Origin of the sequence: Flavobacterium cupriresistens (genome assembly GCF_020911925.1) — a bacterium.
Lineage (GTDB): Bacteria > Bacteroidota > Bacteroidia > Flavobacteriales > Flavobacteriaceae > Flavobacterium > Flavobacterium cupriresistens.
In genome coordinates this window covers 2,800,383-2,818,263 of sequence record NZ_CP087134.1, presented here as the reverse complement: position 1 = coordinate 2,818,263, position 17,881 = coordinate 2,800,383, and the positions used below count along the sequence as shown (strand labels likewise).

The window sequence follows — 17,881 nt, the reverse complement described above, 5'->3', positions numbered from 1 at the left end:
TCAGAACAGCGTATTAAAAAATCTTAACTTATGTTCAACAAAGTAATAACAAAACCTTAACAGCAAACGATTCATATATGTCTGATCTTTGTAATGTAATAAACTGGTTATTTATTATTTTGGTTTTGGTTAGTTAAATGATGCCGGCGTCTTCGAGATGCCGGCATTCTTTTTTTGGTAGAAGTTTGAAATGTTTCAGGGTTGAAATGTTTCAGGTTTCAAGTTTCAAGTTTCAGGTTTCAGGTTGCTTGACTTTGCTTATTTAACCGCAAAGTACGCGAGGAGTTACGCAAAGGCCGCAAAGATTTTAATAAATACTTTGCGGCCTTTGCGTGAAAAACTTAACGATCCTTACGGTTAAACTTGAAACTTGAAACCTGAAACTTGAAACATTTCAAACTTGAAACCTGAAACTTGAAACTTTTAAGCTTCAAACAAATTAATTCTTCAACCTTTCATGAAGTAACTTAAAGTATGGAAAGGCTTTTAGCAATCTGCTACCATGCCACGAAAACATCTCACCGTCAACAAAAACAGTTTTGGCGTGATGGGTAAAACGTCCTATTTCGAAAGCATCTTCTTCTTTGAAAGGATAAGGTTCTGAGGAAAGAAAAACCAAATCGGGATCGCCTTCCAAACGCATTTTTTTGAGTTCGACTTCAGGATAACGTCCTTTGTCTTCGTAGATATTCTGAAAATGATTCAATTTCAGTAATTCATTTATATAGGTATCTTTTCCGGCCACCATGTGAGGATTCTTCCAAATAAAATAAGCTGCTTTTTTTACAGGGATGTCCTCAATATATTTTCTGAAATCGCTCAAGGCGAAAGCCAGTTTGTTATTCCACTTTTGAGCTTCGGTTCGGCAATTAAAAATTTGACCGAAATCTGAAATCATCTGAAAATTGTCTTCCAAAGTAACAATGTTCGTAACCCAAACCGGACAAATCTCACTTAATTGTGCTACAATTTCTGCCGTGTTTTCTTCTTTATTACAAATGATAATATCGGGTTGTAATAGTTTTATTTTTTCGAAATGAATCTTCTTTGTTCCGCCAACTACTTTTTTGGTCGCTTTTAAATGATACGGATGTACACAGAACTTGGTTATCCCGATGATTTTTTCTTCTAAACCTAAATCATATAATAATTCGGTTTGAGAAGGTACCAACGAAATAATACGTTTTGGAGCCGTTTCAAAGGTGTGTAAAGTTCCTAGCTGGTCGGGGAATTGTTTCAAAGGGAGATTTGTTTTTTTTGTTTCAGGTTTCAGGTTTCAGGTTTTCTTAACCGCAAAGGGCGCAAGGGCTACGCAAGGTTCGCAAAGGTTTTTTTCTTGCGATCTTTGCTTAAAACTTTGCGAACCTTGCGGTTAAACTCACAAAGCCGATCCGGCTGAGACCGAAAACCGAGACTGCAAACTTATTTAGTATTAATAATCGATTCCATTTCCTGCTGTACCTTCAAAGCTTCTTCTCTTGCTTTCTCTGCAAAATCAGTTCCTTTTGAGGCGTAGATAATAGCTCTAGCAGAATTTACCAACAGACCGATTTTATCATTCATTCCATATTTGCATACTTCAGATAAACTACCGCCTTGCGCACCAATTCCGGGAACTAACAAGAAACTATCCGGAACAATTTTTCTGATGTCTGCGAAGTATTCTGCTTTTGTAGCGCCCACCACGTACATTAGGTTTTCGCTGTTTTTCCATGTTTTAGACGTTTCCAAAACTTGTTTGTACAACTCTTTTCCATTTGTAGTTAACGTTTGAAAGTCGAAAGCACCTTCATTTGACGTCAAGGCTAACATAATAGTATGTTTGTTTTCAAAAGCCAAAAAGGGTTCAACAGAATCTTTTCCCATATACGGTGCAACGGTCACACTGTCAAAATTTAAATCTTCGAAAAAAGCTTTGGCATACATACTCGATGTATTTCCGATATCACCGCGTTTTGCATCGGCAATGGTAAAAATATCCGGATAATTGGCATTGATATAATTGATCGTTTTCTGAAGCGAAAGCCATCCTTTGATTCCATACGCTTCAAAGAAAGCCGTATTGGGCTTATACCCTACCGTTAAATCGTGTGTTGCATCGATTATCGCTTTATTGAATTCGAAAATAGGATCTTCAGTTTCTAATAAATGAGGTGGAATCTTCGTTAAATCAGGATCTAATCCAACGCATAAAAATGATTTTTTCTGAAGAATTTGTTCGTGTAGTTGTTGTGTTGTCATTCTTGTTTTTTTAATCCTTCCAATTCGCAAGAAATAATTCTTTTTTAGAAGTATGCAAAAATAAAAAAAGCCACTCAATTAAGAATGGCTTTTTGGTATTATATTCAATTTGGCTTATAAATTGCCTAAATAAACAATTTCTGTTCTTCTGTTTTCAGCTCTTCCTACTGCTGTTTTATTTGATTTTACCGGTTTTGAAGATCCAAATCCCTGAGAAGTCAAATTAGCAGGATTTACTCCTTTACTAATTAAAAGATCCATAATTGCTTTGGCTCTGGCTTCCGATAATTTTTGATTCGCTTTAGCATTACCAACATTATCCGTGTGACCGTTAATTGCAAATTTAGCATTTGGATAATTTTTCAGGATTTCTTTGATTGCATCTAATCTTCCTGATGTTTCTCCTTTTCTGGCATCGTTCAACGTTGCTTTACCTGTTGTAAAAAAGATCGATTTTGCTTCTACTTTTAATTGCTCTAATGTCGCTTTAGAAACTTCCGGGCAACCTTTATTTTCTTTTGGTCCCGCAATCAATGGACAATTATCTTCATTATCCGGAATACCGTCTTTATCTGCATCTAAAACCGGACAGCCTTTGTTTTCAACCAAACCAGGAACATCAACACAAGCATCATCTTTATCTAAAACGCCGTCTTTATCCGTATCTGGCCAAGGACATCCTTTGTTTTCTACAGGACCTGCCACTTTTGGACAAGCATCAACATTGTCTAATAAAGTATCGCCATCTGAATCTTTCCATGGACATCCTTTGTTTTCGATTGGGCCTTTCACATCCGGACAAGCATCATCTTTATCAAAAACGTTATCACCATCTGTATCCGGCCATGGGCAACCATTATTTTCTGCTGGTCCTGCTACTTTTCTACAAGCATCTTCTTTATCGATAACACCGTCTTCGTCTGTATCCTTAAATTTCTTTTGGTAAACCGGAATCTTCATACCCAAATGAAAATCGGCTCCTTTTGATTCTTTAGAAACTAAATTAGTCAACACAGATCCTGAACCAATAAAGAAAGCTCCTACGCGAATTCCTGAACCAACTTGCATTCCGCTGTATTCCATCCAGGTCATCGGCATATAAAAACTAAACCATCTGCTTTCGTAACGAGGAGTTAAACTTACTCGGTCTGCGATTCCGTAACCGTTTAGTTTATTAGCAGAAACCATATTGATATCTCCGTTCAAATTCAAATAGAATTTTCTGTACATATTCCAATCCACATCAGCATGAAGTGCGGTTGGCAAATTTGTTTTTGCTCCTTTTGAAGTTGATGTTTTCGTATAATGTTCGTTTAGAAAATCGTATAAATTACTCATGTCATCGATCATCTTTTCTGTCACAACACCAGTCACATTATAGGTATCCTGTTTTGCGTTTCTGTAATCTATAGATCCAATATCTGTAACAGACAATCCAAAGCGAAGTTTGTATTTGTTTAAATCTCTGAAATTATTATCAGCCGGTTTTGCATTACTCAAATCGTATTGCTCATAATCCGGTCTCCATTCGTAAACAAGTCCAAAATCAAAACCGAATCCTCTTGAACCGGAATCAAATTTGTAATCGTCATTGGCTTCAAAATCCTGACTTGCACCAATCGTAATTTCTCCTGTAGATGCCAGAACACCAGCCTGAGGATTAGTTGTATTTTCAACATACGCTACTTTTACATCTTTTCCTTGTACATAACCGTTTACACCACCTTGCAAATACTTAGCTGTTAAACCTCCTTTTAAGAAATGTTGGTTCTTTTGGTATAAAACTGCTGCATACGAAATTCCTAATTCAGCCCATGAGTTTGAAGCTGCATTTAGATTCCCGGCATCGAAGTTAAAATTGCCTGACATGTCCAATCCGTCCTTAACCTGATCTACAAGGTATCCGTTAATATTTCTAACATTAGATACTGATCTTGCTCTTGTAAAAACTGCCAAAGTATGCTTCGGAGCGATATTAAACATAAAAGACGGCCCCATAATATCAAAATTGGCAAGGCCACTATTTGAGCCAGAAGGCGTCATCTTTGCTTGTTTATCAAAATCATAACCATCCTTGTAAACATCAAAAAGACGTACCCCGTACAAATCGTTTTGTACCGATCCGCTCACTGAGAATATATTGATATCAGTTTTAAAACGAGAATCAGCTATAGAAGCCGGGTTAAAAAGTACACTTTGTACACCAGCATAATTATCATGAAAATAACCGGAATAAGATTGGGCTTTGACTGTAAAAGAGGCGCTGAAAGTTAATAGAATAAGTATTTGTTTTTTCATTCAAATCGGGGTTTAAGTTAATTCGGCGGCAAAACTACAATAAAGGATTCATTCGGAGGTTACCAAAACATTGAATTCCTGTAACATCTTTGTCAAATTCTATAAAAAATAAAACAGCTCTTTATGTTAAATTTGGAATGAACCGAAAATCAAGCGATTATGATTCCAAATATTGGTATTACCACAAAAAATTTAAAGAAAAGCACGAATATATTAGCCACAATTTTATCTAATGAAATGACATTATATGTAAAAACCAGGAAATTTCACTGGAATATTTCAGGAAACAGCTTCATGGAATTGCATAAATTGTTTGAAGAACAGTATCGAATTTTAGAAAACAACATCGATGAAGTGGCAGAACGCATTAGTCAATTGGGTGAAAAAACAATTGGAACGATGCACGAATTTATCGAAAATTCAACCTTAAAAGAATCTCCTAAAGTATATGCTTCACAGAAACATATGTTACAGGAATTACTCGATAATCATGAACAACTGGTGACCGAATTCAGAGCTTTTATTCCGACTTTCGAAAATGACAATCACGATGTGGGTTCTGCCGATTTTATTACGGGATTATTACAACAACACGAAAAAATGGCCTGGATTCTTCGTCGTTATCAGGTTTAAAATACCATAACTGTGAATAATGTAACATTCCTAAAAATCGATGTAAGAGATAAACGATGATTAATTTGCAATTTTACAATACTATTAATCATTAAAGAAAACTATTATGAATACTACAGAAATAAAAGGAAACTGGAATGAGCTAAAAGGGAAACTGAAACAAAAATTTGCCGAACTGACAGATGATGACTTAATGTATGCTGAGGGAAAAGAAGAAGAAATGTATGGAAAACTTCAGCAAAAATTAGGCAAAACGAAGGAGGAATTTAAGCAAATGTTATCTGATTTATAAACCTTTTTTGGCCCAGAGAGAATACCGTCTGAATTTTAAACTTAGACGGTATTTTTTTCGTTACGACAAACCATAAATTTTCAAGCCCCAAAATCTTAATTAAATCTATAAGCCAACAGTAAGCATGAAAAAAATAATTATCTTTAACCCTATTTTAATCCTATGAAACTATTTATAAAGTTCGATATCAATGCGATTTGTTCCCTTTTTTTACAAGAAAAGCTGGACGAACAAAATATAGACTTTAACACCCTGGGGTTTGGTGAAATTGAACTTACTAAAATGCTTGATGCAGAAGGACTTGAAAACTTAAAAAATTCACTAAGTCCATATGGGTTTGAAGTTGTTGAGAATCAAAAGAGTGTCTTGGTTCAGAAAATCAAAGATGCGATTATTGAACTGGTTTATGTAGATGACAATAACAACCTGAAAAGTTCTGTTTTTTTGGCGGAGAAATTAAATCATAGTTACGGGTATTTATCGAATGTTTTTTCGGAAGTAACCTATTCTTCGATTGAAAATTTCATCATTATACAAAAAATAGAAAGAGCCAAACAGTTGATGTTAGTCAATGAGATGAGTCTGACCGAAATTGCTTTTTTATTGAATTATTCGAGTGTTGCCCATTTGAGTACACAATTTAAAAACACTACCGGAATTACGCCATCGGCTTTTCAGAGGATTATAAAAAAGAGACGAGAAAATTTACAATAAATACAAATACCATAAAATAGATGCAAAAAAACGCATTACACATTTTACTCGCTGATGACGATGAAGATGACAGACTTTTTTTTAAGGATGCCTTTGAAGAAGTAAGAGTTCAAACCGATGTAACCTTCGTTCATGATGGTCTTCAATTGATGGAACATTTGAAAACGCCGGACATCAAAATACCTGATATTTTATTTCTGGATTTAAATATGCCGAAAAAAACGGGCAAAGAATGTTTGAAGGAAATCAAAAAAACCGAGCATCTTAAAAATATCATTATCGCTATATATTCTACTTCGTCTTCAGAAGAAGACATCGAAGATACCTTTATTGAAGGGGCTAATATTTACATCAAAAAACCAAGTGATTTTAGTACACTGAAAAAAATTATTAATGAAGTCGTTACCTTAAATTGGCACTATCACACGTCTGGTCTTAACCGTGATAATTTTTTGTTACGCCTAAAATAATAACATTCCATGAAATGGCTACCCAAGTTTAATTCTTCAAACTCATTGAGAGTTATTTTTGTAATTGCAGTTTTCATTCTGTTATTTCTTTCCTCTATTGCATACAAACACAACCAGGATCTAAACGAATCCAGTAAGTTGGTTATGCATACGTATGAAATAAACATTCAGCTGGAGCGGTTAATGTCGGCTATAAAAGATGCCGAAACCGGACAGCGCGGTTACATCATAACGCGCAATAATCGCTTCCTGAGCCCTTACCTTTATTCCCGGGACAAGGTAAATACTTCCTTTATTACTTTAAAAAAACTCACCGCAGATAACGCAAGGCAACAACAAAACCTTCGAAAACTATTTAAATTAATTATTCAACGTTTTACTTCGTTCGAAAATTGTTTTAAATACAGTGATCCAAAAACATACGACAAAAGAAGACTAGACAATTATATGTTCGGAGGCCGGATTCTAATGGAGAACATTCGCTTTCAGGTAGACAAAATGAATGATATCGAAAAAGAGTATCTCCAAAAACGTTTGAAAATTTACGATGAGGAAATTTCTTTGGGGCCTGTTTTTTCGATCTCCTTATTCCTGACCGCTTTAACCTTCATCATACTGGCTTACAGACAAATCAGCCGGGACATTCATCGTTTGATGGTCTACAACAAAAAACTCCTGATCTCGTCCCGTTTAATGGCAGAGTCTGAAATAACAGGTAAATTTAGCACCTGGCAATGGGACTTAGACACTCAAAAAATTGATTATTCCGACAATCAATATCGTTTACTGGGCGTTAAACCCAATTCATTTGTTCCCGAAAAAGAGACCTTTTTAGAGTATGTCCATCCTGATGACAGAGACGCTATTGCAAATTCTATGGACGGTATTTTGAACAAAAAACAATTGCCGTTTATCTATTATAAAGTTTTACGTGCCGATCATGAAATCAGACATTTTAAATCGACAGGAAAACTACTGACGGATCAACAGGGTGGTAAAATTTTACTCGGAATTAATTTTGACATCACAGACGAGCATTTGCTGAATATAGAACTGCAAGAGCGAAATGACGAATTGGAAAAAAGTAATAAAGAGCTGGCCTCTTTCAACCATGTAGCCAGTCACGATTTACAGGAACCGCTTCGAAAAATTCAAACCTTTATATCCAGAGTTTCAGATGCCGATAAAGCTGTTTTATCCGACAGCGCTAAAGAATACCTCAATAAAATTGAGGCCTCAGCCAAGAGAATGCGCGTTTTAATTGATGACTTACTATTGTTTTCAAGAACCAATACCACCAAAAAAGAGTTCATTAAAACCAATCTGAATGATATTTTTGAAAATACCAAATCGGAACTAACAGAAGTTATTGACGAGAAAAAGGCAACTATCACCGTTTCTAAATTGCCTAAGCTATCTGTAATTCCCTACCAGATCGAACAGCTTTTTATTAATTTAATTGGAAATTCACTAAAATACAACCGTCCGGGTATTGCGCCTGAAATTCAGGTTGAAAGTGAAAAAGTAAACTCAGCCGACTATCACAATTTGTTAGATCAAAACGTAAAAAAGTATCACAAAATCACATTTAAAGATAACGGAATGGGATTTGACCCGCAGTTTAAAGAAACCATTTTTGTGCTCTTTCAACGTTTACACTCCAAAACAGATTATCCCGGAACCGGAATTGGCTTAGCCATCTGTAAGAAAATAGCCGACAACCATAAAGGTTATATTATAGCCGACAGTACTCCCGACGAGGGCTCTTTATTTACTGTTTTTCTACCGGATTAAAACGCAAAAAACCGACCTATGAGACGTTATATAAGCCCATTATGGGAATTATATAACGTTTCTTTTTTATGCTGTAAAATAAAATAATCATTTCGGTGGCATCTTTGTAATGTAATACTTTATGAAGTTCTAAATGAAAGCAAAACCTGACGTAAAAGCATCTATTTTAAGAGTCTTTTTTTTATTGATTATGACCCTGTGCATTTCATCATGCAAAGAAAGTGATTCAATAGAAACGACTTTAAAAAATGAAGTTTTTATTAAAAGTGACAAAGAACATACTGAGGCTTATTTTCTAATTGCGACGGCAAATATTGGTAAGTCTATTATTTCTAAAAGTCAGATTGCCGAACAAAAAAGTTCACAAAGTAGTATCCGGGAAATCAGTAAAAGAATAGAAAGTCATCAGAATCTTTTGTTAGAGGATATAAACAAAATGGCCAATAACAGGCTTGTAATCGTTACCGATATAAACGCCAACAACACGCCAGGTTTACGAGAACTAATTGATAAAAATGACGTTGACTTTGATGAAGCTTATCTTAATTCGATTGCAAAATTATTAGAACAGCAAATCAAGTTATTTGAATCCATTTCTAAAGACACAAACGACAGAGTGATTTTAAAATTTGTATTACAGTATCTACCGGAAAATTATCAGTTTTTAAGAGAAACTGCGCAAATCAGAGAACAAATAAACTAAACGCCTTTAATTAATCTATCTACTATTAACTAAATTATTTAACTATGAAAATGCAAACCAATTTTTTATACGCCTTGACCCTTTTTTTAACAGCCTCATTTGGAATGCTGCACGCTCAGAACAATAATGTGAATACAGAGTTTGGTGTAAAAGGAGGATTCAACATGTCTAACTTATACAGCAACGACGCTGACGATGAGAATATATTGTACGGCTTTAATGCCGGTCTTTATGCAACATTACCTATTTCGGACTTTATCGCTATTCAGCCCGAGATTCTGTTTACCACAAAGGGTTCAAAACTAGACTACAATAACGCTTTCGCAAGTGGAAATACGAAGTTCAAATTAAGCTACATCGAAGTTCCCTTGTTAGTACGCGTAAATATTACCAAAAATTTTAATGTTCATGCCGGTGGTTATGCTTCCTATCTGGTAAGCTCCAAAGTCAGCGGTGAAGGAGACTTCAACTTTACCCAAGACATAGACACCGATGATCTAAACAAATTTGACGCCGGTCTGTCAGCAGGTGTAGGAGTTGACTTTAACCCTCTAAGTGTCGGATTACGTTACAATTATGGTCTTACTACAATTGGTAAAGAACGAACAGTAGCAGGAACAACCTATACTTTTCCTGATGCCAAAAACAGCAATTTGACTTTATACCTCTCGTATAAGTTAAATTAAAAACAATAACTGAATATTAACCCTAAATATAAAAGCCATGTCAAACTTACTATACACAGTAGCATTGATTTTAGTTATTCTTTGGGCCCTTGGATTTTTTGTTTACAGCCTGGGAAGTATTATTCATATTTTATTAGTCATTGCTATTATCGCTATTTTATTGAGGCTTATAAAAGGCCGTGAAGTTTAAAACAACACTAATTAATAATCCAATAAATCAAATATTATGAAAACGAGCACCACAGTTTTAGGAATTTTAGGAGCCGCAGCGGCGGGAGCATTTTTAGGAGTATTATTTGCACCGGATAAAGGATCAAATACAAGAAAAAAAATCTCAGATAAATCGAAAGATTACAAAGATAATTTAAAAAGCAAAGTTGATGATATCATGCACACCATCTCTTCAAACGGTAAAGAAATTATCGAAGAAGGTAAAGCAAGATTCAACGCTGCCAAAGAAGACTTCAACACCATTAAGGAGGAAGCAAAAACCGTAAAAACGAACTACTAGAAAAAGGGAATTTTTCAAACCATAAAACCAAATATAATGGAACCGAATGCAACAACAAACGAGAACCTTAATCTTTATGAAAAGGCTGAAAATTATACCAAAACGAGTTTTGAATTAATCAAACTCAAAACAGTGTCGTCGTCTGCAGACGCGCTGTCAACCTTAACATCCAGAATAGCAGTTGGCGCTGTTGTTGCATTCTTTACCTTGTTCCTGAATATTGGACTTAGTTTATGGATTGGGAGCGAACTGGGACAGTATTATTACGGTTTCTTTATCATGGCACTGGTTTATCTGATTGCGGCCATCGTATTGCATAAAATGCAACACAAACTAATCAAGACTCCGATTGGGAATATGATTATTTCCAGTATTTTAAAAGATGAAAATACAGAAATAGATCCTGATTTAAAGTAACGTTAAATCAAAAAAGACTGTTATGGAAACTTATACTATTGATACCTTAAATCAGAGGATTCGACTACTCGAAAACCGACAGGACAGAGAATGGTGTGCCATAAAAGAGGAAATCGATGAGATCAGAGACAATCTGAAACCTCTTAACCTCATTCGGAATACCGTTGAAGAAATCAACGAAACAGTCGGTTTTAAAAGCAATTTAGCACAATCTGCGGTTAGCATCGTTATTGGCTATCTCGCCAAAAAAATCGTAGTCGGAAAAAGTGATTCTAAAATCAAAAATATCTTTGGTACACTCTTACAGTTTGCCGTAACCAATATCGTTTCTAAGCCGCACGAATCATCAAAGGAGTAATTGTCTAACTTAAATCTTATAGTATGGAAAAGTTCAATGAAGTACTTATAAAAAATGGTGTGCAACTCTACTCTAATCTATATAAATGTTTTGAATTTACGAGAGTATTTTTTGGAGTCTAGGTTCTTTGCTTAGTTGCAAAGGCTCAGAGTTGCAAAGGTTCAAATTTGAAATTTAAAATAAGACCCCGATAGATTTTAAAAAATCTATCGGGGTTTTTGTTTTTTTGTTACTAGAAAAAGGAAGGCTTTTTCTTTGTTTTTCCGCAGCGTAACCACAATCTTGTCATTTCAAATGAGAAATCACACAAGGCGCTCCATTTCTATTTTCCACAATTTTGTCATACTGAGGAACGAAGTATCTTCGCAAGTAATTCCGCAAAGTAAAGCGCAACGGTATCGATTCAGCAAACGAAGATCCTTCGTTCCTCAGGATGACAAACTGTACGGAGTTTCTTGTGCGATTTCTCGACTTCGCTCGAAAGGACACAAATGACCAAAAAAAAGGCCGTTTCACAAAGTGAAACAGCCTTTTCTATAAATCTTAGCATCTCAGTAACTCAGAACCTCAGCCCCCTTAGAAAACCTCCGAAGCTTCCTTCAATTTCTCCATATTATTCACCAATTGCAGCTCAGCCACAATTTTCTGAATATCACCATTCATAATATTTCCTAAATCGTATAAAGTCAATCCAACTCTGTGATCCGTTACACGACCTTGTGCGTAGTTGTAAGTACGAATCTTAGCCGAACGGTCACCTGAACTTACCTGAGAAGTACGTTTTGTAGCATCCTCAGCCTCTTTCTTAGCCAATTCTTGTTCGTATAAACGAGAACGTAAAACCGTTAACGCTTTGTCTTTATTTTTATGTTGCGATTTCTGATCCTGACATTGCGCCACCAATCCGGTCGGAATGTGCGTTAAACGTACCGCAGATTTTGTAGTATTTACAGACTGTCCACCAGGTCCTGACGAACAGAAGAAATCCACACGAACATCGTTCATATCAATCTGTACATCAAACTCTTCCGCTTCCGGCAAAACCATAACGGTAGCTGCCGAGGTATGCACACGACCCTGAGTTTCCGTTTGAGGAACACGTTGTACACGGTGTACACCAGCTTCAAACTTCAAAGTTCCGTAAACATCTTCACCCGTAACCTCAAAAATAACCTCTTTAAAACCACCCGAAGTTCCTTCGTTCATATCTACAACCGAAGTTCTCCAACCTTGATTTTCACAGTATTTTGTATACATTCTGAACAAATCCCCTGCAAAGATACTCGCCTCATCTCCACCCGTACCAGCACGAATCTCGACCATCACGTTTTTAGCATCTTCAGGATCTTTAGGAATCAACATAAATTTAATTTCTTCCTCAAGTTCAGGCAGTCTTTCTTTTGCTTCATCCAATTGCATCTTGGCCATTTCGGTCATATCTGCATCACTTCCATCAGCAATAATTTCGTTTGCCTCTTCTATATTAGCCATCAACAGCACATATTCATCACGCTTTTCAGCCAATGCTTTCAAGTTTTTGTACTCTTGATTCAATTGCACATAACGTTTCTGATCCGAAATAACATCCGGCTGGATAATCAAATCCGAAATCTCGTCAAAACGTTGTTTTACTATTTGAAGTCTATCTAACATTTTATAATCCCTTTTATTTGGAGTGCAAAATTACGAAATTTTTGTTTATAGTTGTATGTTTCATGTTTCAAGTTTTTTAGAAGCCTATTCTCACTTAACATTAGGAGACTTATATTCTTTTTCAGGAGCTATTTCCTGCTATCCGCTGTATCTTTTTAGGCAGCGATTTTATGGTTGAATTAGACGATTTTGACTGCCTAAAAAGGATGCCGCTGCTATCAGGGCTAGGGCAATTATTTTCAGAAAAACTTCTATACTTTCCTATAAGACTCAGAACAAGAGGACATTATTTTAACAAAAAAGAGTAAAAAGCAAACTTTATTCTGTCCGTATTTTCTGTATCAATTTATATATTTGATTCTTACCAAAAACCTATTTTTTAATTATTTTTTCTAACGCTACTACTAATGAAAGAACTTACTAAAATCGGTCGTCTGTTTTATGGCATCGGCATTGTTGCTTTGGGCATACATCAACTTATTATCAAAGATTTTCGTTCCGAAATTTTATCTCCTTTTCCAGAATGGGCACATCACTTTAACATCTTCCCTATTCTTACCGGAATAGCCTTAATACTGACAGGAATTATCATTTCAGGATTATTTAAAATCAAATTTGTTGACACCAAAAAAACGTGCCTCTATTTAGGATTTTGTTTTCTTGCCCTCGTACTAATTTCTCATCTTCCGTATATATTCATACCCAGTCCTAAAGTTTCAGGACCACAAATTTTGATTAGCGCTGTCGAAGAGTTAGCCTATAGCGGTGGTGCGTTTGTCATGGCAGGCTCATTTCCAACGAACGTTTCTGATAAAAACCAAACAAGCTCCTTTACCTCATTTTTAGAAAAACTAATCCCATGCGGACGGATTTTTTATTCCCTTCTTATCCTATTATTTGGATGCAGTCATTTTCTTTTTGCTGACTTTATCGCTACCATGATTCCTAAATGGTTACCGACACCTATGTTTTGGACTTATTTTACAGGTGTTGCTCTTATCTGTGCCGCCATTTCAATTATTTTTAAAATAGCGATCAAACCAATTACCTTTCTTCTGGCAATCATGCTGTTTCTTTTTTTTCTCCTCTTCCATATGCCTTACGCCATTGCAAATCCCTCAACAGAAGGTGGAAATGAAATTGTACGTACCATTATTGCGTTGCTATTTTGTGGTATTGCGCTGGTGATTGCGGTGACAAATGGTTCTAAAAAAGACTCTTTTAGTTGAGACAATATAAAATCGGTCTTATCGCTGATTTGTGCGTGTCTTTTACGAAGTCTTTCCTATCTCGGTCGTTATCGGGACTGGTATTTTTATAGCAGTAGTTTTTAAGAAAATAGAAATTTCTGATTACCTAAAAAAAGACCGTCTTCATCTAAGATAGGTATAATCTTTTTTTTTAGAGACTTATGGTTTTCCGTAAAGTACTGATATTAAAAGTAATTACTTTTGAAAAACAGTTGTAAACCAGAACTAAAAATTAAATCAGTATGAAATCAATCTTATATGTTTCACTTCTTATTATTCTAATCATTGGCTGTAAACACGAAGAACAAAAAGAAACGGATTTAGAAATAAAAACTCAAGTTCAAGAAATTAAAAAAGTTAAAAAAGTACTTTTAAAAAATTTCACTTACGAAGATATTGCCAGATATACAATGGCTTCGATTATGGGACAACCAACGAAGACAATTAAAGTGATAAAAAAAGACGAATTGTATTTCGTGTCCTACATTAGAAAATCTGACAATGAAAAATTCGATTACAAAATAAAGTTTGATGGAAACAAAATTCTTTGGGCTAATCTTGATGGACGATGGAGGAATTCAAAATATGATGAAAAAATAACTTTTGTCGAAAAAGAAAACAAAGTACATATTATTCAATCCTTCGATGACAATTCGCAAAATAGTAAAGAATTTAAAAAAGGAGATTAAAATCTGATAATACTAATTTTTGTTTTCTTTTTTGTTCTAAAATCAGGTATTTATACGTGGTGATTAATTTGAATTAAAGGCGATGTTTGTTTTTATATTAAAATTTATGTAAAATCAATTGTTATAAATGATTTTATGTAATAGCTCGAAAAATAAAAACTTAATTTTTTCAGACATAGCACTCCAATTAAGGAGTGATAAGTCTGATATCACCAGACTTATATAGAAGTTGGGCGGCATTTAAAAAAAACGACGAGAAATGATAGAAACTCCAATATTAGAAGACTTAAAAAAACACAGAATAGAATTCTCGGATTCAATGGCTTGCATTGTTATCGCTCCAAAATTTAGTAACAAAGGTTATTCTGATATTATGAATAGAATTGGTTACTTAAATTTAAGGTCAGGTGAAAATTTGCATTTTTATTGTGCTGGCTACGGAGCATATTTACCTCCTTCTTATGCACCAGATATTGAAGAGTTACCAGATGGAAAAATTTATGAAGGTACTTTTATACCTTGGAATTTTAGTCAAACTCTTTTTGCCAAATTTATAAATGAATTAGAAGATGAAACTAACTGGAAATATTCGGGAAATACTGAACTAATATTGTTGAACAAAAATTTAGATTTTAAGAACTGCATAGTATTTAAAATTGATGAAATGATAAAAGACAAAATAATTGAAAGCGCTAATGATATTATTGAAGCCTTAATTCAAGCATCTAAACAAAATTCAAGTGTTTCTAAAGTAAGTTTAGAAGGATTAGGAAAAGTATCTATTGAAGAAACAATTACAGCTATTTTGACTTATTTACCAAAACCTTTCGAAAGTATTTGGAATGTTTGGAAAAAGGGTCGACATTTTACTTTAGTAGATTTAAAATAAACGTTTCCTAACAGCCTTTACATGAGATTTGAGTATTAGACTAAATTTGAAGATCGTTTGTATTTGAAAAATTTGTGAATAATAAAAAAACCTCAAGTCTTTAATTTCAAAGCTCATGTAGCGCCAGAACGTTATATACAATAGTAATCACCAACACCTAAAATATGACGCTAGTAAAGCCTTGTTCTCTTGAAATAGATAGTAGTTTAAAAAAATGGGACAGTTTAGAAAATTATGTTTTACAAGAAAGTAGTTTAAAGAAATTGTTTACGCAAACATATCCACTGAACGAAAATATAGATGATGTTCTAATAAAAGTTTGTTCACTTAATGATTTTTATAGCACAAATATTTACTCCCCTTTTTCAGTAGCCAAACACATCGTTTCATTAAACATAGATGAAAAGCTTAATGCTAATGATTTAAAAATTGTAAATAAGATTGCCGAAGTTCAAATGCCAGGAGATAAGAAAAGAAAATTTTACTCATTTGCATCAAAATATTGTAGTCATCACAAGCCTAGTATTTACCCAATTTATGATTCTTTCGCTGAGAAAATGCTTTGTTATTTTAAAGAAAAAGATAAGTTTCATAAATTCAGCAAAATAGATTTGAAAGACTACGAAACTTATAAATCGATTATTCAAAAATTTATTGAATATTATGGTTTAAATAATTATGATTTAAAACAAATTGACAAGTATTTGTGGATAAAAGGGAAAGAGAATTTTCCAAAAGACTATAACAAAAATAGAATTATTGCACATAGCAGCCACTTGGCGAGATCGTAACTTTAGTGGAAATATCGTTTTTATTTGTATATTCATTCAGCCGAAAATACCCAGCTCCCGCCTCTTGAAAATGTTCTTCCAATACTGCGATCGCTGTGCGAAATCTCCCGACTTCGCACACACTGCTATATTCCGCTACAACTTTTTTCACTCATTGGAACAGGTACTAAGTCAGCAGACTTCGCACAGCAGAAGGTATTATCTTTTAGCAAAATAAAATACGCATTGCATCATTTGAGAATTAACCAAATAAACCCATAAAACAAACTTAAATTAAAAAATAATCAATTATGAAATATTTCCTTTTACTTCCTTTTCTATTAATTTTCACCAAAAACTTTGCACAAGAAGCTAAAATAAAAAAGGAAAAATGGCATTGGAACAATGAGGCAAAACAAGATACCGATATTGGTTATACTCAAGTTTTAAAAGTTGACAATGTTCTTTACATTTCCGGTGCTGTAACAACCGAATTAACTCCTGAAGGAATCACAGCTGTCTATAACGATTTAAAAGCGTCACTATCGAGTTATGGTGCCACATTTGAAAATGTTGTAAAAGAAAATCTATATACAACAGATATAGAGACAATGAAAAAATACAATAACGTTAGAAAAAAATTCTATAATGGTGATTTTCCTGCTGCTACATGGATTCAAATAGTACAATTATACCTACCAAATGCAAAATTAGAGGTTGAATTGATTGCACATCTACCGAAATAATTTGATTCAATTGGGATTTCAGCGAACAGATAGGCCTCGCAAAATTTAGTTTGAATATGAACTTATTTTCTTTCCTCATAAACGTCCTCAGCTTTGTTTTCTACTTGTAAAACTTACTTTGTCAGTACGCTATTGCTCGGGCATGCATAGTGGGGAAAATTTATTTTTAAGAATATAAAACAGAAACTAATTTGGTCTAATATCGAAAACCGGACACTCTTTCTAAACAATAACAATAGAAAAATAAAAGTGGAGTTCAGAAACCACATAAATAAACGAGAATTAACTAAAGATTGTAAAAATTAAAATTATGGAAACAAAAATGGAAACACCTAAAAAAACAAGTAAAGCGAAAACAATCATTTCAGCAATAATTTTTATCGGAGTTATATGGTATTTTTTTGGAGGCGGAATGGATAAACAAGTTGCTAACGATATGCAAAAAATAGAGAATCAAGTTGCTTTGGATGCCGAACAACAATATGAAATAGCAAAAAATGGAGGTGATAAAATGCAAACTTATGTACAAGCAAGTTTGGTTGCTGCAGCATATTTACAAGCAAAAGATGAAGTGAATTATAATAAATGGAAAGCTATAGAAAAAGAAGACGCTAAAAATGCGGGAATACCAACTGAATAAAACCAGTCTGCTGTGCGAAGTCTCCTGACTTCGCACACACTGCTATATTACACTACACCTTTTTTCGTTCATTGAAACGGATACGAAGTCGCGCGACTTCACACAGCAGCGTTAAATAACTTTATTA

The 17,881-nt window shown here is 34.4% G+C and carries 21 protein-coding genes; 17 read left to right on the top strand and 4 right to left on the bottom strand.

Features of this window, described 5'->3' with window-relative positions:
• Window positions 1-439: 439 nt before the first annotated feature.
• The 3 genes from LNP23_RS12090 to LNP23_RS12080 form a co-directional block, all read right to left on the bottom strand.
• Window positions 440-1,240: an ABC transporter substrate-binding protein gene (locus tag LNP23_RS12090; RefSeq protein ID WP_230005087.1), complete on the bottom strand. Its 801-nt coding sequence runs from the start codon at window positions 1,238-1,240 to the stop codon at window positions 440-442.
• 182 nt (window positions 1,241-1,422) lie between these two features.
• Window positions 1,423-2,241, bottom strand: coding sequence for an orotidine-5'-phosphate decarboxylase (gene pyrF / locus LNP23_RS12085; RefSeq protein WP_230005086.1), 819 nt, complete (start codon window positions 2,239-2,241; stop codon window positions 1,423-1,425).
• A 114-nt stretch (window positions 2,242-2,355) separates the two neighbouring features.
• Entirely contained in the window at window positions 2,356-4,539 is a 2,184-nt protein-coding gene (locus tag LNP23_RS12080) for a DUF5723 family protein (protein ID WP_230005085.1), read from the bottom strand.
• Between the two features lie 159 nt (window positions 4,540-4,698).
• Here LNP23_RS12080 and LNP23_RS12075 point away from each other — a divergent pair, with 159 nt between their 5' ends.
• From LNP23_RS12075 to LNP23_RS12025, 11 genes are all read left to right on the top strand, one after another.
• Window positions 4,699-5,172: a Dps family protein gene (locus LNP23_RS12075; RefSeq protein WP_047775629.1), complete on the top strand. Its 474-nt coding sequence runs from the start codon at window positions 4,699-4,701 to the stop codon at window positions 5,170-5,172.
• A gap of 106 nt (window positions 5,173-5,278) precedes the next feature.
• Window positions 5,279-5,464 (top strand): CsbD family protein, encoded by a 186-nt coding sequence (locus LNP23_RS12070; protein WP_047775628.1) that lies wholly within the window; start codon window positions 5,279-5,281, stop codon window positions 5,462-5,464.
• A 162-nt stretch (window positions 5,465-5,626) separates the two neighbouring features.
• Window positions 5,627-6,178, top strand: coding sequence for a helix-turn-helix domain-containing protein (locus LNP23_RS12065; protein WP_230005084.1), 552 nt, complete (start codon window positions 5,627-5,629; stop codon window positions 6,176-6,178).
• Window positions 6,179-6,198: 20 nt separating this feature from the next.
• A complete protein-coding gene (locus tag LNP23_RS12060; protein ID WP_047775625.1) occupies window positions 6,199-6,648 on the top strand; it encodes a response regulator in 450 nt (149 codons plus the stop codon).
• A gap of 9 nt (window positions 6,649-6,657) precedes the next feature.
• Window positions 6,658-8,442: a CHASE3 domain-containing protein gene (locus tag LNP23_RS12055; RefSeq protein WP_230005083.1), complete on the top strand. Its 1,785-nt coding sequence runs from the start codon at window positions 6,658-6,660 to the stop codon at window positions 8,440-8,442.
• Window positions 8,443-8,575: 133 nt separating this feature from the next.
• Window positions 8,576-9,145 (top strand): DUF4142 domain-containing protein, encoded by a 570-nt coding sequence (locus LNP23_RS12050; RefSeq protein ID WP_230005082.1) that lies wholly within the window; start codon window positions 8,576-8,578, stop codon window positions 9,143-9,145.
• A 44-nt stretch (window positions 9,146-9,189) separates the two neighbouring features.
• A complete protein-coding gene (locus LNP23_RS12045; protein WP_230005081.1) occupies window positions 9,190-9,831 on the top strand; it encodes a porin family protein in 642 nt (213 codons plus the stop codon).
• A 37-nt stretch (window positions 9,832-9,868) separates the two neighbouring features.
• Window positions 9,869-10,021 (top strand): lmo0937 family membrane protein, encoded by a 153-nt coding sequence (locus tag LNP23_RS12040; protein ID WP_117610295.1) that lies wholly within the window; start codon window positions 9,869-9,871, stop codon window positions 10,019-10,021.
• A gap of 36 nt (window positions 10,022-10,057) precedes the next feature.
• Window positions 10,058-10,342, top strand: coding sequence for a YtxH domain-containing protein (locus LNP23_RS12035; RefSeq protein WP_047775618.1), 285 nt, complete (start codon window positions 10,058-10,060; stop codon window positions 10,340-10,342).
• A 36-nt stretch (window positions 10,343-10,378) separates the two neighbouring features.
• Window positions 10,379-10,759 carry a hypothetical protein gene (locus tag LNP23_RS12030; protein ID WP_047775616.1) on the top strand — a complete coding sequence of 127 codons (381 nt, stop codon included), beginning with the start codon at window positions 10,379-10,381 and terminating at the stop codon, window positions 10,757-10,759.
• Between the two features lie 22 nt (window positions 10,760-10,781).
• Window positions 10,782-11,117, top strand: coding sequence for a hypothetical protein (locus LNP23_RS12025; RefSeq protein ID WP_230005080.1), 336 nt, complete (start codon window positions 10,782-10,784; stop codon window positions 11,115-11,117).
• A gap of 576 nt (window positions 11,118-11,693) precedes the next feature.
• Here the strand turns inward: LNP23_RS12025 and prfA are convergent.
• Window positions 11,694-12,770 (bottom strand): peptide chain release factor 1, encoded by a 1,077-nt coding sequence (gene prfA, locus LNP23_RS12020; protein ID WP_047775612.1) that lies wholly within the window; start codon window positions 12,768-12,770, stop codon window positions 11,694-11,696.
• A gap of 407 nt (window positions 12,771-13,177) precedes the next feature.
• Between prfA and LNP23_RS12015 the strand changes: the two genes are divergently transcribed.
• The 6 genes from LNP23_RS12015 (at window position 13,178) to LNP23_RS11990 (ending at window position 17,754) form a co-directional block, all read left to right on the top strand.
• Window positions 13,178-13,999, top strand: coding sequence for a DoxX family protein (locus LNP23_RS12015; protein ID WP_230005079.1), 822 nt, complete (start codon window positions 13,178-13,180; stop codon window positions 13,997-13,999).
• A 263-nt stretch (window positions 14,000-14,262) separates the two neighbouring features.
• The gene (locus tag LNP23_RS12010) at window positions 14,263-14,709 is read left to right on the top strand and encodes a hypothetical protein (protein WP_230005078.1); all 447 of its coding nucleotides are present in this window, start codon (window positions 14,263-14,265) and stop codon (window positions 14,707-14,709) included.
• A gap of 259 nt (window positions 14,710-14,968) precedes the next feature.
• Window positions 14,969-15,598: a hypothetical protein gene (locus LNP23_RS12005; RefSeq protein WP_230005077.1), complete on the top strand. Its 630-nt coding sequence runs from the start codon at window positions 14,969-14,971 to the stop codon at window positions 15,596-15,598.
• Between the two features lie 164 nt (window positions 15,599-15,762).
• Window positions 15,763-16,389, top strand: coding sequence for a hypothetical protein (locus LNP23_RS12000; protein WP_230005076.1), 627 nt, complete (start codon window positions 15,763-15,765; stop codon window positions 16,387-16,389).
• Window positions 16,390-16,679: 290 nt separating this feature from the next.
• On the top strand, window positions 16,680-17,114 hold the full coding sequence (locus LNP23_RS11995) for a RidA family protein (protein WP_230005075.1): 435 nt from the start codon (window positions 16,680-16,682) through the stop codon (window positions 17,112-17,114).
• Window positions 17,115-17,424: 310 nt separating this feature from the next.
• Window positions 17,425-17,754 (top strand): hypothetical protein, encoded by a 330-nt coding sequence (locus LNP23_RS11990; protein ID WP_230005074.1) that lies wholly within the window; start codon window positions 17,425-17,427, stop codon window positions 17,752-17,754.
• Window positions 17,755-17,881 lie beyond the last annotated feature (127 nt).

Excerpts from the sequence above, each read along its gene's own strand:
- pyrF (WP_230005086.1), bottom strand. The coding sequence starts at position 2,241 with ATGACAACACAACAACTACACGAACAAATTCTTCAGAAAAAATCATTT.
- LNP23_RS12080 (WP_230005085.1), bottom strand. The coding sequence starts at position 4,539 with ATGAAAAAACAAATACTTATTCTATTAACTTTCAGCGCCTCTTTTACA.
- LNP23_RS12075 (WP_047775629.1), top strand. The coding sequence starts at position 4,699 with ATGATTCCAAATATTGGTATTACCACAAAAAATTTAAAGAAAAGCACG.
- LNP23_RS12070 (WP_047775628.1), top strand. The coding sequence starts at position 5,279 with ATGAATACTACAGAAATAAAAGGAAACTGGAATGAGCTAAAAGGGAAA.
- LNP23_RS12065 (WP_230005084.1), top strand. The coding sequence starts at position 5,627 with ATGAAACTATTTATAAAGTTCGATATCAATGCGATTTGTTCCCTTTTT.
- LNP23_RS12060 (WP_047775625.1), top strand. The coding sequence starts at position 6,199 with ATGCAAAAAAACGCATTACACATTTTACTCGCTGATGACGATGAAGAT.
- LNP23_RS12055 (WP_230005083.1), top strand. The coding sequence starts at position 6,658 with ATGAAATGGCTACCCAAGTTTAATTCTTCAAACTCATTGAGAGTTATT.
- LNP23_RS12050 (WP_230005082.1), top strand. The coding sequence starts at position 8,576 with ATGAAAGCAAAACCTGACGTAAAAGCATCTATTTTAAGAGTCTTTTTT.
- LNP23_RS12045 (WP_230005081.1), top strand. The coding sequence starts at position 9,190 with ATGAAAATGCAAACCAATTTTTTATACGCCTTGACCCTTTTTTTAACA.
- LNP23_RS12040 (WP_117610295.1), top strand. The coding sequence starts at position 9,869 with ATGTCAAACTTACTATACACAGTAGCATTGATTTTAGTTATTCTTTGG.
- LNP23_RS12035 (WP_047775618.1), top strand. The coding sequence starts at position 10,058 with ATGAAAACGAGCACCACAGTTTTAGGAATTTTAGGAGCCGCAGCGGCG.
- LNP23_RS12030 (WP_047775616.1), top strand. The coding sequence starts at position 10,379 with ATGGAACCGAATGCAACAACAAACGAGAACCTTAATCTTTATGAAAAG.
- LNP23_RS12025 (WP_230005080.1), top strand. The coding sequence starts at position 10,782 with ATGGAAACTTATACTATTGATACCTTAAATCAGAGGATTCGACTACTC.
- prfA (WP_047775612.1), bottom strand. The coding sequence starts at position 12,770 with ATGTTAGATAGACTTCAAATAGTAAAACAACGTTTTGACGAGATTTCG.
- LNP23_RS12015 (WP_230005079.1), top strand. The coding sequence starts at position 13,178 with ATGAAAGAACTTACTAAAATCGGTCGTCTGTTTTATGGCATCGGCATT.
- LNP23_RS12010 (WP_230005078.1), top strand. The coding sequence starts at position 14,263 with ATGAAATCAATCTTATATGTTTCACTTCTTATTATTCTAATCATTGGC.
- LNP23_RS12005 (WP_230005077.1), top strand. The coding sequence starts at position 14,969 with ATGATAGAAACTCCAATATTAGAAGACTTAAAAAAACACAGAATAGAA.
- LNP23_RS12000 (WP_230005076.1), top strand. The coding sequence starts at position 15,763 with ATGACGCTAGTAAAGCCTTGTTCTCTTGAAATAGATAGTAGTTTAAAA.
- LNP23_RS11995 (WP_230005075.1), top strand. The coding sequence starts at position 16,680 with ATGAAATATTTCCTTTTACTTCCTTTTCTATTAATTTTCACCAAAAAC.
- LNP23_RS11990 (WP_230005074.1), top strand. The coding sequence starts at position 17,425 with ATGGAAACAAAAATGGAAACACCTAAAAAAACAAGTAAAGCGAAAACA.